Here is a 15472-nt window from a genome sequence, read left to right as displayed (position 1 = left end):
AATACTACTAAATAGTGAATATTTGTTAACTCGTTATAGTAATAGATACATTATATAACTGGTTATTATATAAACAAAGGTATCTTATATAAAATAATATTATTAATCATTTATTTAAATACTGACAAATCACACTCACTAAATAATCATTCGTACTTATTTTCAAAACATCCCATTACAGAAACATAACTAAGTAATTGTTTATTAAAAATTACCCAATAAAATGATGAGCAAGTATAGATATGACTATTCATGAAGCACCCCCCTTCTATTCCTATTTATAAGAATCTAGTACCTCAAAATCAATCAATCTAATAGTAAAAAATATTTACTCTATCTTTAAAGAGCAACGTCAATAACTCCCAATTTTAACCAATAACTATAATGATAAAATTGAGTATCAACTATGAACAACAATGGTTGGTTAGATTCATGATTCCAGTCTACGCATTATTCTTTTCGATAATATCAATAGCAGTAGCAGTAGCCTCCAGTACTAAATCACAATATTCATAATCTCACTCACCCAATAGATAATAATCCCGAATAACGGAATAATATGCAACAATAACGAAACAATTAACGACTAACCGATTGAAACAATGATCAGTTAATCAACATGCTTAAATTTGCACCTGTTATACATATAAGCATGTTTTTTTATTGCTTGTGAGAAATATCTATGTATAGTCAAAGTCTAATCCTTTGAGTAGAGGCGCGCTGCCTAAGAGTATTCGGTTGGAGGGAGATCCCCTATGAGAACCGAAGAAAGGAGTCAGCGCCGAAGTAGTTATTGAGTCATCAATAATCGCTGGTTCTGTATTTAATAAGTACAGAACTGCCATAGTTATGTTGTCTATGGAGCGCTACCCTATAGGGATAAGAAGTATTATTTCTCAAGAAATCTGTTTCTCTATCCTTTCGGTAGATCTCCACCTTATTATAGGTGTTTAAGAGATCCATGAATTTAATCCAATATTCTGATTCACTATTATCAGTAGTCCCTGCACTACTGGCTGTTATCCTTGCAATTACTACCCGTCGCGTCTTGTTGTCTTTAGGCGTGGGTATTCTAGCAGGATCATTCCTTCTAAATAATTACAACCCACTCGCAGCACTACAATATCTTTTACATCAAATTCTTGGCTTAGTTTGGGCTGATGGTGCAATTAATACCAGTAACGTTAACATGCTATTATTTATGTTATTACTGGGTGGTTTGATCAGCTTAATGACCGCAACGGGTGCAACCAAAGCATTTGCTGAATGGGGTGTTCGCCGCTGTAAAGATCGTCGCAGTGCTAATATCTTAACGGGTATGATGGTATTTGCTTTCTTTATTGATGACTTTTTCCATAGCTTATCTGTTGGGCCAATCTGTCGTCCTGTGACAGATCGCTTTCAAATTTCACGCGCCAAATTGGCTTACCTGCTAGATTCAACAGCCGCACCTGTATGTGTTATCACGCCTATTTCATCATGGGGTGCTTATATCATTGCAATCCTTGGTGGCATTTTAGTCTCTAATGATATTACTGATACCAGCCCAATTTCATTGTTCGTACAAATGATTCCAATGAATCTTTATGCTGTATTTACGTTGTTAATGGTACTTGTGGTTATCACATTCCAACTTGATATTGGTCCAATGCGTAAGCACGAAGAGCGCGCACGTAAAGGTCAACTTTGGGATGAATCTAAAGGTCACCCTAAAGGCTTAGAAATCACTACTGAAGGTGAAGGTAATGGCACCATGATTGATATGGTGTTACCTATTCTGACGCTGACGGTTTCTAGTGTTGGCTTTATGATAATGAGTGGTGCTGATGTATTAACCGCTAAAGGTCAAGCATTTAGTCTGATTGGATCGCTAGAGCATACTGATGTTGGTTCATCATTAGTTTATGCTGCCTTATGTAGTCTTGCCGTTTCTATTGTATTAGCACTACGCTTAAAGTTACCACTAAAAACATGGTTAACAGCAGCACCTCAAGGTATTCAAGCAATGATGCCCGCGATTATCATTCTATTATTTGCATGGACAATTGGTACAGTTGTTAGCGACATGCAAACAGGACAATACTTAGCATCATTAACAAAAAATGGTCTACCTGTTGAGCTATTACCCGCGCTCGTTTTCTTACTATCATGTGGGATGTCTTTTGCGACCGGCACCAGCTGGGGTACATTTGGTATCATGCTACCGTTAGCGGGTGATATGGCAATTGCGAGTGACGTGAACTTATTAATGCCTATGCTATCAGCAGTATTAGCAGGCTCAGTATTTGGTGATCACAGTTCACCTATTTCAAGCACCAGTATTTTGTCAGCAACAGGCGCAGGTAGTCATCATATGGATCACGTAATGACTCAGTTACCTTACGCATTAACCGTTGCTTTTGGTGCTTTCCTTGGCTACCTTGCAATGGGTATCACAGGTTCAACCATTATGGGTATCGCTGTAAGCTCAGTATGGTTCGTTGGCTGTTGTGTTTACCATATACGTCAAGATAAAAAACAACAATTAGTAACGGCTGCTGATTAAAAACAACCATTATTAACAATAATCCCCGTTCGTTTTCGTGCTTATTTGATTTATTCTAGAGCACTAAACCGCGGGGATTTTTTTGATCAGGAGATAAACAATGGAATATTTACACACAATGGTACGAGTCAGTGATTTAGATGCCTCACTGGACTTCTACTGCAATAAATTAGGGTTAGTTGAAACAAATAGAAAAGATAGTGAACGTGGGCGTTTTACATTAGTATTTTTAGCCGCTCCGGCTCAAGCACAAGCCGCCACTCAGACACAATCACCATTATTAGAGTTAACTTATAACTGGGATACAGAAGCTTATAACGGTGGTCGTAATTTCGGTCATCTTGCGTTTCGTGTTGATGATATTTACCAATTGTGCCAACACTTACAAGACAGTGGCGTGACGATTAATCGCCCACCCCGTGATGGTCATATGGCATTTATCCGTTCACCTGATGGTATTTCTATTGAATTACTACAAAAAGGTGAGCCGTTATCCCCTATTGAACCATGGGTTTCACAAGTTAATATTGGTGAATGGTAACAGGTAAATCAACGCTGCCACAGGTATATGCTGTATTCCTGTGGCAATCATTCGTTAGCATAACTATCTATAAAACAATTATTCCTAAATTTCCCAATAATTGCTCTTGTTGCCAATCACAAATTTTAACCCCCTCCAAAGAAACTCGACGAACATCAACGTTATCGAGATCAACATGACATAGGTTAGTTTCGTTAAATATCGCTTGTTGCCATTGCTCAGTTGAAAATTCACCACGGCTTAAATCCGAACCTTTAAATGACACGCCAATTAAGTTAGCGCCACGCCAACGGTTTTCAAATAACTCACATTTTTCAAGCATCACACTTTCTAAGTTGGCGTAACTTAAATCACATCCAGAAATAAATGCCGAGCAAAAGAAAGAATTATGCGTAATGTAATTAGCAAATGACGCATAATGAAAATCAGCACCTTTAAGGTTACATTGGTGCAATTCAATACCAAAGCATTGCGCGTTACGAAAATTTGCCATCGCTAAATTACAACCTTTGAAACTGGCGTCCTTTAATTTCGTATAAGCAAAACTGCAACCGTCAGTCTCTCCTGCTTCAATAAAGCTACAATCAATAAAACAAGCATCAGTTAAGTTTGCTCGTGAAAAATCACAGCGATAAAACTGACATTGTTCAAACGTTGCTTCACTTAAATCTTGATGAGAAAAGACGTCACCGTCGAATTGTTTTTTTGCAACATGCATCAATAATCACTCTAATTAAGTCGAAAAACAGTCCTATATTAATAACAATAAACCATTAATTACCAGTAAAAACAGTGAACTAATAAGTGTTTTTTCACATCGCCTTAAATAGCCAAATCTGGCGATTGTAATAGGTATCAGCTTCGTTATTTAAAATAAAAAGTATGAACGTTTATTGTTTTCATTATCGCCTTATCATGGCCGTATTAGAGGGCTAGAAATAGACATAAAAAAACAGCCACTGGTATTGAGAATTTATCAATATCAGCAGCTGTTTTTTCATTAAAGAATACGGTTAAATAATAACCACAACCTATAAATGATTAGGCACATCACAATTTGAAACTGCGCCAACATTCTTATTCACAGAGTCAACAATGTAAGTGTTTTTTAAACTACGGAAGACTTTAGCGGTATAAACGTCATGATTTTCGATTGAAAAGGTAACGTTGTAATTCATACCTGCAACAACTTGTTGAGTAACATGAATAACATTTTTTAGCTGGTGGTCACCTGTAATTTCTTTGACAGCTGCTTGTGCCGCAGCTGTTACTTCAGGTGTGATCTCACCTTGCTGCCAGCCACCAGGAATTGCGTGAGTATAGTCACAACCCGTTTGCATATTTGCCTCGCTAGTCGTTTTAACATCTTGTGCACTACACGCCACTAACGCTAATGAACCCAAAGCAACAACCAGAAGTTTCTTATTCATGACTTTTCCTATTTATAGTAGACATCTCTATAACAACATAAAAACAGTGTTCATTGCAAATAAAATTGAAAAAAAGGATTAATTTGCAAATTTATACTACATATTTTCGATAAGATTGCTGATTAATATCTTCAATCTCTACACTAAGAGCAATATCCGAATGAAACATCGAAGCGACATTATGCAAGATTAGCTCTGATAACGTATCTTTCTGTTGATCAGAACGACCAGGTAAAATACGTAACGTAATATGCACAAATGGCTTTGCTGTTGTTCCCGTTCGATAAACTTCATAAGGAATAAGGCGGGTTTTTATGTCTTCTTCTTCAAAAATACCTGAACTAAAAATAGAAAAATGCGTGGTGGTCATTAATTCAGTTAAATCAATGTCTGTTTCTAAATCCTTAGCATATTCAACGATACAATGTGGCATATTGTTACCCCCTCTTTAGTACAGCTAATATTTTGTAACACTAGCGCCGAATAAATATCATCACGGCTTAATATCCCTAATATTAGTTCACCAAATTGGATTTTAATCACTAATGTATTAATTTGTGATCAATGCCAAATCTTCACCCTCTCACTCCCGACAATGAGGTTACGAACGGGATAGGAAATCTACTCACCAAGTATTACAACGTTAATGTTTTCACTGATTTTTTTTATCATGCAGCTCTATCAAAAAGTACTTCTTTGAAAGCAAACATAGCATTTAGAGCCGCAGGAAAACCCGCATAAATTGACATTTGAAGTATCACTTCTTTTATTTCGTTCTCACAACACCCCACATTGAGTGCTGCATTTAAGTGTACTTTCAACTGAGGGACGCAATTTCCTAGCGCAGTTAATGCAGCAACGGTTGCGATCTCTCTAGACTTTAAATCCAAGCCTGAACGAGCGTAAATGTCACCAAAGGGGTATTCAATTGTATATTTAGCTAAATCAGGACAAATATCTTGTAAGCTTTCAATAACCTTACGCCCAGCTTCGCCATCAATACTATTAAGTAACTCTACACCATTTTCAAAACGTGATTTATTCATTGTGATATTCCTATTCAATTAATATAGGAACACCATACAAGTTAGAGTCAACTCTAAGTCAACCGACTTTTCCACTTTTATAAAGATTAATTTTTTCTTCCAAAGCAGCCATATGATTTTGTTGCTGTTTTATATGATATCTCAAGTTTTTCTGATGTTACTCTAATAAAATTTGACGCTGAAGTAACGACTCAGCACCAAGTTCTCTGAGTTTTGTATATACCAAAATATCATCAAGCGGCATCGCTGTTTCTTTTAAACGCTTTACAAAACCAATCCACGTTACATCTTTAGATGCATATACTCGATGACCACTGCTATTTCTCGGGATATTTTTTAGTAACCCTATTTTTTCATAATACCTAAGAGTATGAGACGACAAGCCCACTAAACTAGAAAACTCTTTTATGTTCATTATCCTACCTCTTACTTAATCTTGGACAGCCATATATTTACATGATAATTTGGGACAGCCATATATTTTAGTTTTTAAATAACTTAATCTTAGACAGCCATATATTTATGGACTAATCTTGGACAGCCATATATTTTAGTTCTTAAATAACGCCTTTAAAAAATAAACCATTCCACCAGCAATAAACTCTCAAATCTAAAATTTACAACTTATTATTTGAATTCTTCGTTAAATCGATTCTATTTCTATATTTCAGGATCGACAAAATCCACAATATTGACAGTTATTGCGGTATTTTATCTAATTCTAAGAAACCATGTCTAACTAGGATGTAACTGATGACTCGCTAACTTTCCTTTGCACCAATGCCCACCTACATGTTGTTTGAATGCACACATTCGGGACCATTTCCCACTTACATTGGCATAATGTTCCATAAATTGTTCACTGTGCTCAAGCCAAGCATCTGCTGTTATTCCCATTTGTTGTAAAATCTTGGGCTGATTAGGTGCAATAAAACCTTTTTTATCATTTCGAATACACCGACCAGTCCAATCAATCAGCTCAAGGTAATCGGCAAAAGCAAAGTTTAGACCTGCTTTTTTAGCTTGATGTTCTGCGCCAACAAAGGGTAATAATTGAAAACGAGAGGTGCTTGATGATGATAGTTGTGTCGATGTTTTCGTTTGATGATGTTCACGAATACGTTGCTGAATAGAGGTAAAATCTGACTGTTCTAGTGACGGTGTAATGCCTGCTCTAATAGGATTTAAATCAACGTACATCATGCACGATAATAACGCTTGCTCGTCCAGTAGTGCCTGAGACTTAAATCGTCCTTCCCAAAACGCCCCTTTACATTGATCTTCTTTATTAGATTTTCGTGCTATTTCTTCATTAAGACAGCGCATAAACCAGCTAATACTGCCTAATCGTTGCTGCCATTCAGCCACTAATGTTGATAGCGCTTGTTGTTTATCTGCGGCTATTTGACCCTCTTTTAAAAAATCGACCGCGATAGGATGGCCGCTAAATAACTGTAACCAACGTGATATTACTTCTTCTGGGGTTAACTTTTGTTGCTGCTCTATATCTATTTTTAGCACTAAATGATAATGGTTACTCATCACGGCATAAGCACAAACATCAATACAAAATACAGAAGCTAATTGTTTGATTCTATTTACTATCCAACCACGACGATGTTGATAGTTTTTTCCATTATACGGATCATCGCCACACAAATAGGCACGACGTACACAGCGATTAATTACATGATAAAAAGGCGTAATTTGAGGCTCTATCAATTTTCGTCTTGAGATTGTCATTCGTTCCACCATAAGCAACTTGAAGCTTAAGTGTAGTAGCTCATGGTTGATGTGCAAGATTATGGCTGTCCTTTATTCTTTTGAGGTTCTATCAATTTGCGTCTTGAAATTGTCATTCGTTTTACCATAAGCAACTTGAAGCTTAAGTGTAGTTACTTATAATTGATACGCAATATTATGGCTGTCCATTATTCTTATGATTGATGCGCAATGTTATGGCAGTCCATTATTCTTATTCTTTTTGTAGGGAATGACGGGGGTTAGCTTACATGTCGCGGCAGATAATTATAGTGACGAATAAGTGATTTATAGCCACGTAAATAATACAAGCCACCCTCGCCACTACCCTGCTTTTAATAGTACAAAAACCAATTAAACAATATTTACGCCCGTTGCTATTAAACGTTCAGGGGTTAACAGTACACTTTCAGATTCATCATCCGTTTCAGCACATAACAACATGCACTCTGATGTTTCACCGCGCATCTTGGCTTTGGCTAAATTGCATAGCACTACCACTTGCTTACCCAATAATTGCTCTTCGGTGTAGTAAGGCACTAAACTAGTGACGGTTTGAAGCTTAGTTTCACCCACTTCAATTTGAACAATATAAAGCTTATCAGCATTGTCATGGCGAACAACATCAACGATTTTACCCACACGAATATCTAATTTAGCGAAATCTGCGTATGAAATAGTGTCCATGGAATCTCCTTCGTACTTAATACTCAATTAAGTTCATTGTTAATAGTGATATACACATACAATATGTTAACGTTTACATTACCAATTAAATATTGATTTACAAAGAGTATCATTTCGAATTAGTTAGCTATATCACACAGTTAAATTGCGTTATTTACACAACCGTAGTTTAATAGCTTTAACAGTAAAGAGGTGATCATGGCAACAATCAAAGATGTGGCGAAACTCGCAGAAGTATCTGTCGCAACCGTATCAAGGGTGATCAATAAATCCCCCAAAGCAAGTAAAGCAGCGATTACCGCAGTAACACAAGCAATGAAAACACTAGGCTACCGTCCCAATGCCAATGCTCGAGCATTAGTCAGCCAATCAACCAATACTATTGGGGTGTTAGTGGGTGATGTTTCTGATCCTTTCTTTGGCGCGATGATCAAATCGATCGACAATATCGCTCGCCAACACAATAAGCATTTATTGATCGGTAATGGCTACCATAATGCTGACAGTGAGCGTGATGTTATTGAACTATTGATCAATAGCCGCTGTGATACGTTAATTATTCACAGTAAGAGTTTATCTAATGATGAATTAATCGCTTATGCACAAGAAGTACCGGGGATGGTACTCATTAACCGCCTTATTCCTGAGATCGCTGATCGTTGTATTGCGCTTGATAACCATCGAGGATCATATCTAGCGACAGAGCTATTAATTAAGCATGGCCACCAGCATATTGGCTATATTTGTTCTAATCATGATATTGAAGATACCACTCAGCGTAAGCAAGGTTATCTAGACGCGTTACAAGCACATCAGCTAACTGCACCACAAAGCTATATTGAATATGGCACACCAGATGAAGATGGTGGTGAAGTTGCAATGACTAACCTACTCGCTAAAAATCAACCAATAACAGCGATTGCAGCTTATAACGATTATATGGCAGCGGGATGTTTATCGGTACTTGAAGGTAATGGTTTAACGGTGCCAAATCAAATGTCTTTAATTGGGTTTGATGATGGATTAATTGCGAAGTATCTGCATCCTAAGCTGACGACGGTGCGTTACCCCATTCAGATCATGGCAGAACAAGCGACACAATTGGCTTTTCAATTAGCAACGGCAGCTAAACAACCAATACTCGATACCACTCAACCTGATTCAAGTATCACGCATATGTTTGTGCCAACCTTGGTTAAACGTTTATCAGTAATGACTCCTCAGTAGTTTACTCTCTGGTTTTATTTCTATATCTCGGTCATACAACCACACAAGTGACAGTGTCACTTGTGTGGTTAATATTTAATACTACTACTTTAGAACGTAAACACTTTATCGGCGGCAAGCGTCCATTCTGCTAAATCATCCAATGTTGCAATTACAACATCTTCAATTAAAGGCAACGCAGTTAATCCACGTGCAGCACAACAAGTTTTACACAGCTTAACTTCACCACCTTGCGCTAAAACAATCTCAACCATTTGTTGAATATCATAGCCTTCTGTTGGGGCTTGTTTTGCAAGTGCGCACGTTACCGCATCAGACATTAAAAAGATTTTCACAGCAACAGGTTCAGCTTCTTGTTCATTCAGTTTTATGGCTAAACGTAGTGCGTTAAATGGACGCTCAGAGCCATAAGGAGCATCATTAATTATCATCAGTATGGTTTGCATTATTTTCCTATCTCTATCTGATTTTTCGACTCTTGTTTTACCATGAAACGTATCGTCAGTGGTCATTTATGAATGTAAACCGCACCTAATGTCTATTTTTTATTCTTTAACCGTATTTTTTATAATTTTAAACTTTTAACTACTGCAATAATTTGGCACATTAACGCCCCTAACGAGTAATTGTATGTTAAATGCAGTTGCCATAACCTAATCGTCATTTACAGAGAGCATTTAATGAGCCATCGCCTTCAACTAACGTCTGCCCCATCAGTGCTGTTTTTGTTTGGTTTATCGGGTGCTGGAAAGTCATTTGTCGGTGACGTCATTGGGGCACATCATGACTGGTTTGTTTATCATGCTGATGATGATCTTACTAATGAAATGCGTCAGATTATTGCCGCGAAACAGCCTTTTACTGAAGCAATGCGTGACCAATTTTTCTGCCGCATTGTTGATAAAATTAATGACTACCGTCGCCTCTATCCGCGTCTCGTGATCACCCAAGGGGCATACAAAAAAAAGCATCGTGATTATATTCGCCAGTCTGTTGATAATATCGATATGATTTATGTAACAACGTCAGATAAGTTAATTCACCAACGCTTAGAATACCGTACTAATGGTATTTCTAATGCCAGTGCTGAAGCAATTAAACATATCTTTGAAATACCTGATGAGAGCGTAAAGAAATTACACAACGTTGACGGTAAAGATGAAATTATTCAGCAACTGAATGCTTTTTATAATAACTAAGTACCAATAAAAAACCCACAACGTTAAGGTTGTGGGTTTCTGTCATTATTAAGCGCTATCGGAATCGATAACATGTCAAATGATAATAATTCTCACTAGGGCGTAATATCGAATCATTATCCGGCCATTCCGGGTGATTCGGTGAATCTGGCAAAAACTGAGTTTCTAAAGCAAAACCACTATAATTTGCATACTCGCCACCGATACGATTAGGGCACCCTGCCAAGAAATTTCCGGTGTACAATTGCATTGCCGGTTTAGTGGTTAACACATCCATCGTTAATGAATTGTCAGCCGCGACTATCGTTGCACAAGCAGTGGTGGCTCGACGTACATCAGATCGTAATACAAACGAATGATCATACCCTTGCGCTTGTTGTTGATCACTATCCGCTAACCAATCTTGATTTATCAATTTTGGCTCGCGAAAATCAAAACTTGTTGCCTCAACCGTCTTAAATTCACCCAGCGGGATCCCGCTCGAATCGGTCGGTAAATAATGATCAGCGTTGATCATTAACTGATGTAATAAACAATCTTTGTCGCTATCAGCCCCTAGCAGATTAAAATAACCATGATTTGTAAGATTAACCACAGTTGGCTTATCTGTTTCTGCACTGTATCGAATAGCTAACTCGTTATTTTCAGTCAGAGTATAAGTAACGATTACCTGCAAATTCCCCGGAAAGCCCATATCACCATCAGCAGATAATAAACTAAATTGCGCTTCAGTCGCATTCACTTGCTGCATTTGCCAACGACGATGATTAAAACCACTTTCGCCACCATGCAAACAATTACCCTTTTGATTGATTGATAGTTGGTAGTCTTCACCGTCTAAGCTAAATTTACCTGCGGCAATACGATTAGCATAACGCCCAACGGTTGCGCCTAAATAGGCTTGCTGCTGATAAAAATCGTTCAGGGTACTTACTCCTAGCAACACTTCTCGGTATTGAGTTTGGTGATCCACGGTTACAGGCACACAACAGCTAAGCCATGTGGCACCAATATCCATTAGCGTAACCGACATACCCTGTTGATTAACAAGCGTAATCAATTTAGCGGGTAAACCATCGACAGCCATATCCACAGTCATAGATTGGTGTAACGCAATCGCATGTTGAGGTAAGTGAGTTAACATATTCAGTCGCCTTAAATTATGCTATTACTAAGTTCTGTTCACTGATAACACCAGCGCCCGTCATTGCTTTACAGACATAAATAGTGGCTTGTAAGCCTGTTGCTACCTGATATTTCGCATTCACTTCAGCGGTAATAGCATCAACAAATGTTGGTGGTACCAATGCCACAATACATCCCCCAAAACCACCGCCGGTCATTCGCACACCACCTTGATCACCAATAACGCCTTTCACCATATCAACCAGCGTATCGATCTCAGACACTGTAATGTCAAAATCATCGCGCATTGATGCATGTGACTCAGCCATCAACTCGGCCAATAACGTCATATTGCCATTACTTAACGCGATTGCAGCTTGTTCAGTTCGCATATTTTCAGTGATCACATGACGTGCACGTTTAGCAACCATAGGATCAAGCTCTGTTTCATGCGCGATAAACGTCGCTAATGTCACATCACGTAAGGCTGGTACACCAAAGAAAGCAGCGGCTTGTTCACACTGTGCACGACGCGTGTTGTATTCACTATCGACTAAACCACGTTTCTTATTAGAGTTAATGATCACCACCGCCATATCTTCAGGCATAGCAACAGCCGTTGTCTCTAATGAGCGACAATCAATTAATAGTGCGTGGTTTTGCTCACCTTCCGCTGAAATTAATTGATCCATAATGCCGCAGTTACAACCAACAAACTGGTTTTCTGCTTGTTGACCATTCAGTGCAATTTCTTGCTGACTAATAGTAAGATCAAATAATGCTTTAAATGTTTGACCAATGACGACTTCAAGCGCTGCTGATGAACTTAAACCTGCACCTTGTGGAACATTGCCACTAATAACAATATCAGCGCCACCAAGAACATAGCCTCGCTCAAGTAAATATTTAATCACACCACGAACATAGTTTACCCACATGCATTGCTGATCAAACTCAAGCGGCTGAGTAATATCAAACTCGCTTATTTCATTATTGTAATCAACCGCCACCACGCGCACGATATTATCGTCACGGCGTGCAGCAGCGACGATTGCTTGGTAATCAATCGCACAAGGAAGCACAAAGCCATCATTATAATCTGTATGCTCACCAATAAGGTTTACACGCCCAGGTGCTTGAATAATATGGCTGGCGACATAGCCTAATACTGATGAAAAAACAGCTAATACATTATCAATAAGGTGTTGAGTACGATTTGTTGTCATTATTTTTACCTACTATTACCAAAGATGATCAAGAAACATATTTTTATTCGTGCCATTCAGCACTTAATCTAAATAGTGCACATCACTCACAGCACATAACTTTTCAGCCGCTTGTTCTGCGGTTAAATCACGTTGACTTTCCGCTAGCATTTCATAACCCACCATGAATTTTTTCACTATTGCAGAGCGCAATAATGGCGGATAAAACAAGGCATGAAGCTGCCAATGATCGGTTGAGGTATCACTAAAATTGGCATCAGATTCAAAGAAAGGAGCGTAATGCCACCCCATTGAATAAGGGAATGAACATTTAAAGAGATTATCGTAACGGCTGGTTAATTTTTTAATCGCTAGCGCTAAATCATCACGCTGGGCTTGAGTTAACTCATCCATACGACGAATGTGTGTTTTGGGTAATAACATGGTTTCAAATGGCCATGCCGCCCAATAAGGCACCACGGCTAACCAATGTTCAGTGTCAACCACAGTACGAGAACCGTCTTCTAGCTCACTATTAACGTAATCAACTAATAAGTTAGTGCCATGTTGTGCATAATATTCACGTAACAAAGTATCTTTACGGCTAATTTCATTAGGCAAAAAGCTATTCGCCCAAATTTGACCATGGGGATGTGGTTGTGAGCACCCCATTACTGAACCTTTATTTTCAAACGCTTGTACCCAAACGTAATCTTTACCTAACTCTTCAATTTGCTCATTCCACGTATCAACCACGTTACGAATTGCGCCAACAGATAACTGCGGCAGGGTTTTACTGTGGTTAGGTGAGAAACAAATAACACGGCTTAAACCACGGGCGCTTTGGCAACGAAATAAAGGGTTACTGTTTTCAGGCGCACTTGGCGTATCGGCAGTTAATGCAGCGTGATCATTACTAAAAACATAAGTACCGGTGTAATCAGGATTTTTATCGCCAGATACACGGGTATTGGTTGGACATAGAAAACAAGAACCGTCATAAGCAACATTCGATTCCGGTTGTGGCTGTTCATCCGCACCTTGCCACGGACGTTTAGCGCGGTGTGGTGAAACTAGCACCCACTGCCCTGTTAACGGATTATAACGACGATGAGGGTGGTCAATCGGATCAAAACATTCAGACATAGTGATTCAACTCTTGTGATTCTATAATGTTAAAAAGTCTAAAGTGATTTCAGGGTAACTTCCGTGATCAAAGACACATCGTGTAAACGTTTCCATTAAAAATGTAATTCGTGCTAATCATCACAAGATAAGATCATCGTTATTGCTTATATACGCTATATGAATCAATACTTTTAACTACTTTACAAATAACGTCCAATCTCTATTAATAATATATTCACTGGCCGACACTAAATTATTCGCGTTTTTTACTGAAAATAAATAGTATAATTCTATAAAATATAACTACATGTCCCTTAAACACACAGCAAACATGATTCAGGTTGCAGGGATTGCCGGAGGACAAATGGCAACATTAAAACAAATAGCAACCAAAGCAGGTGTCTCGTTAGCGACAGTCTCTCGAGTGTTAAACGATGATCCAACCCTTAGCGTAAAAGATGAGACTAAGCGCAAAATTTTTGAAATTGCAGAGCAGCTTGAATACACCACCAGCCAATCTCGAAAAACCGCTAAAAAACAAACCCTACATTTTCTAGCTTTGTATAATTACAAACAAGATATTGAAGTTGATGACCCTTATTACCTCGCAATCCGACATGGCATTGACACCCAATGCGAGAAACTCGGCATTAAACTGACCAATATTTATGAATGCAATATTGCCGCAGCGCCTAAAGCCGTAGATGGGATATTGCTGATAGGACAAGTAAGCGCAGACAACCTTGCCGCAGCACGTGCCCTTTCGAGTAATACAGTTTATATTGATTACACTGATCACCAACTTGATATTGATTGCATTGATATTGATTTAGAGCGAATAAGCAAAGAAGTCATCAACCACTTTACTCAACAAGGCTATGAACGAATTGGATTTATTGGTGGTCAAGATAACCCTGATAAATATGATATTCGTGAATTGATTTTTACTGAATATGGCAAATTCAAAGGTGTTGTTTCAGATAAAGATATCTACCGTGGTGATTTTAGTAGTCAATCTGGGTATTCATTAGCTAAAAAGATGCTGGCTAACAATCACCCAAGTGCTTTATTTGTCGCATCTGACTCGATTGCTATTGGCGTATTACGTGCCATACATGAAAGTGGGCTTAATATCCCTGATGATATTAGTTTAATCAGTGTCAACGACATTCCAACCGCAAAGTTTACTTACCCACCACTATCAACCTTTAGAATCCACTCTGAGCTGATGGGTTCTCAAGGGGTTAATTTATTATTAGAACGCAGCCGCGATGGTCGAACAATCCCATTACGGGTATTTGTTCCTAGCCAATTAATTTTACGAGACACAACTAAAAAATAGTATAAGCAGCTAATAATAAATTAAAAACGACAATTGATTTGTCGTTTTTTGCTTTTTAATTACTCAACAAGTTTAAAACAAGCGCAAGATCACTCAAATAAACGCCAATGATTGTTTTTTTGTTGTCGACATCACAAAGCTCAAAACAGAATGTGACCAAGTTAATACAACAAAGTTTTACCTATTTTTTTTAGTAAAACTTTACTTAATAATAACCCCAGATAATTAAGACATGT

Annotated in this window: 15 protein-coding genes, 1 pseudogene and 1 riboswitch; of the genes and pseudogenes, 5 read left to right on the top strand and 11 right to left on the bottom strand. The window is 38.1% G+C overall.

Features of this window, described 5'->3' with window-relative positions; genetic code table 11:
- Nucleotides 1–702: 702 nt before the first annotated feature.
- A riboswitch (Lysine riboswitch) is annotated at nt 703–877 on the top strand.
- 84 nt (nt 878–961) lie between these two features.
- Nucleotides 962–2545 carry a Na+/H+ antiporter NhaC family protein gene (locus tag GLP24_RS03995; RefSeq protein WP_152652568.1) on the top strand — a complete coding sequence of 528 codons (1584 nt, stop codon included), beginning with the start codon at nt 962–964 and terminating at the stop codon, nt 2543–2545.
- A 100-nt stretch (nt 2546–2645) separates the two neighbouring features.
- Nucleotides 2646–3086, top strand: a complete 441-nt coding sequence (gene gloA, locus GLP24_RS03990; RefSeq protein ID WP_221944356.1) for a lactoylglutathione lyase — start codon at nt 2646–2648, stop codon at nt 3084–3086.
- 67 nt (nt 3087–3153) lie between these two features.
- On the opposite strand, the gene GLP24_RS03985 is transcribed toward gloA, so the two are convergent.
- From GLP24_RS03985 to GLP24_RS03955, 7 genes and pseudogenes are all read right to left on the bottom strand, one after another.
- Entirely contained in the window at nt 3154–3804 is a 651-nt protein-coding gene (locus GLP24_RS03985; protein WP_152652566.1) for a Qnr family pentapeptide repeat protein, read from the bottom strand.
- Nucleotides 3805–4117: 313 nt separating this feature from the next.
- Nucleotides 4118–4516: a cystatin domain-containing protein gene (locus GLP24_RS03980; RefSeq protein ID WP_152652565.1), complete on the bottom strand. Its 399-nt coding sequence runs from the start codon at nt 4514–4516 to the stop codon at nt 4118–4120.
- 91 nt (nt 4517–4607) lie between these two features.
- Nucleotides 4608–4949: a 5-carboxymethyl-2-hydroxymuconate Delta-isomerase gene (locus GLP24_RS03975; protein ID WP_101768956.1), complete on the bottom strand. Its 342-nt coding sequence runs from the start codon at nt 4947–4949 to the stop codon at nt 4608–4610.
- A gap of 235 nt (nt 4950–5184) precedes the next feature.
- On the bottom strand, nt 5185–5562 hold the full coding sequence (locus tag GLP24_RS03970; protein WP_045037038.1) for a carboxymuconolactone decarboxylase family protein: 378 nt from the start codon (nt 5560–5562) through the stop codon (nt 5185–5187).
- Between the two features lie 58 nt (nt 5563–5620).
- A pseudogene (locus GLP24_RS03965) lies at nt 5621–5977 on the bottom strand (MerR family transcriptional regulator).
- Between the two features lie 320 nt (nt 5978–6297).
- Complete coding sequence (locus tag GLP24_RS03960) at nt 6298–7305, bottom strand: transposase (protein WP_232614814.1); 1008 nt, start codon at nt 7303–7305, stop codon at nt 6298–6300.
- A gap of 372 nt (nt 7306–7677) precedes the next feature.
- Nucleotides 7678–8010, bottom strand: a complete 333-nt coding sequence (locus GLP24_RS03955; RefSeq protein ID WP_232615556.1) for a tRNA-binding protein — start codon at nt 8008–8010, stop codon at nt 7678–7680.
- Nucleotides 8011–8208: 198 nt separating this feature from the next.
- On the opposite strand from GLP24_RS03955, the gene GLP24_RS03950 reads away from it, so the two are divergent.
- Complete coding sequence (locus tag GLP24_RS03950) at nt 8209–9237, top strand: substrate-binding domain-containing protein (RefSeq protein WP_045038733.1); 1029 nt, start codon at nt 8209–8211, stop codon at nt 9235–9237.
- Nucleotides 9238–9326: 89 nt separating this feature from the next.
- On the opposite strand, the gene GLP24_RS03945 is transcribed toward GLP24_RS03950, so the two are convergent.
- The gene (locus GLP24_RS03945; RefSeq protein ID WP_152652556.1) at nt 9327–9683 is read right to left on the bottom strand and encodes a DsrE/DsrF/TusD sulfur relay family protein; all 357 of its coding nucleotides are present in this window, start codon (nt 9681–9683) and stop codon (nt 9327–9329) included.
- Nucleotides 9684–9917: 234 nt separating this feature from the next.
- Between GLP24_RS03945 and GLP24_RS03940 the strand changes: the two genes are divergently transcribed.
- Nucleotides 9918–10436 carry an AAA family ATPase gene (locus GLP24_RS03940; RefSeq protein ID WP_101768951.1) on the top strand — a complete coding sequence of 173 codons (519 nt, stop codon included), beginning with the start codon at nt 9918–9920 and terminating at the stop codon, nt 10434–10436.
- Nucleotides 10437–10491: 55 nt separating this feature from the next.
- Here the strand turns inward: GLP24_RS03940 and galM are convergent, their stop codons facing one another.
- The 3 genes from galM to GLP24_RS03925 form a co-directional block, all read right to left on the bottom strand.
- Nucleotides 10492–11580, bottom strand: coding sequence for a galactose-1-epimerase (galM, locus tag GLP24_RS03935; protein ID WP_232615555.1), 1089 nt, complete (start codon nt 11578–11580; stop codon nt 10492–10494).
- Nucleotides 11581–11596: 16 nt separating this feature from the next.
- A complete protein-coding gene (gene galK / locus GLP24_RS03930) occupies nt 11597–12787 on the bottom strand; it encodes a galactokinase (RefSeq protein WP_232615554.1) in 1191 nt (396 codons plus the stop codon).
- A 63-nt stretch (nt 12788–12850) separates the two neighbouring features.
- Nucleotides 12851–13912 carry a UDP-glucose--hexose-1-phosphate uridylyltransferase gene (locus tag GLP24_RS03925; protein ID WP_232615553.1) on the bottom strand — a complete coding sequence of 354 codons (1062 nt, stop codon included), beginning with the start codon at nt 13910–13912 and terminating at the stop codon, nt 12851–12853.
- Nucleotides 13913–14258: 346 nt separating this feature from the next.
- Between GLP24_RS03925 and ebgR the strand changes: the two genes are divergently transcribed.
- Nucleotides 14259–15236 (top strand): transcriptional regulator EbgR, encoded by a 978-nt coding sequence (ebgR, locus tag GLP24_RS03920; RefSeq protein WP_101768948.1) that lies wholly within the window; start codon nt 14259–14261, stop codon nt 15234–15236.
- Nucleotides 15237–15472: the final 236 nt, after the last annotated feature.

The organism is Photobacterium carnosum, from assembly GCF_021236965.1.
Taxonomy (GTDB): domain Bacteria; phylum Pseudomonadota; class Gammaproteobacteria; order Enterobacterales; family Vibrionaceae; genus Photobacterium; species Photobacterium carnosum.
This window is presented reverse-complemented; position numbering and strand designations above follow the sequence as displayed.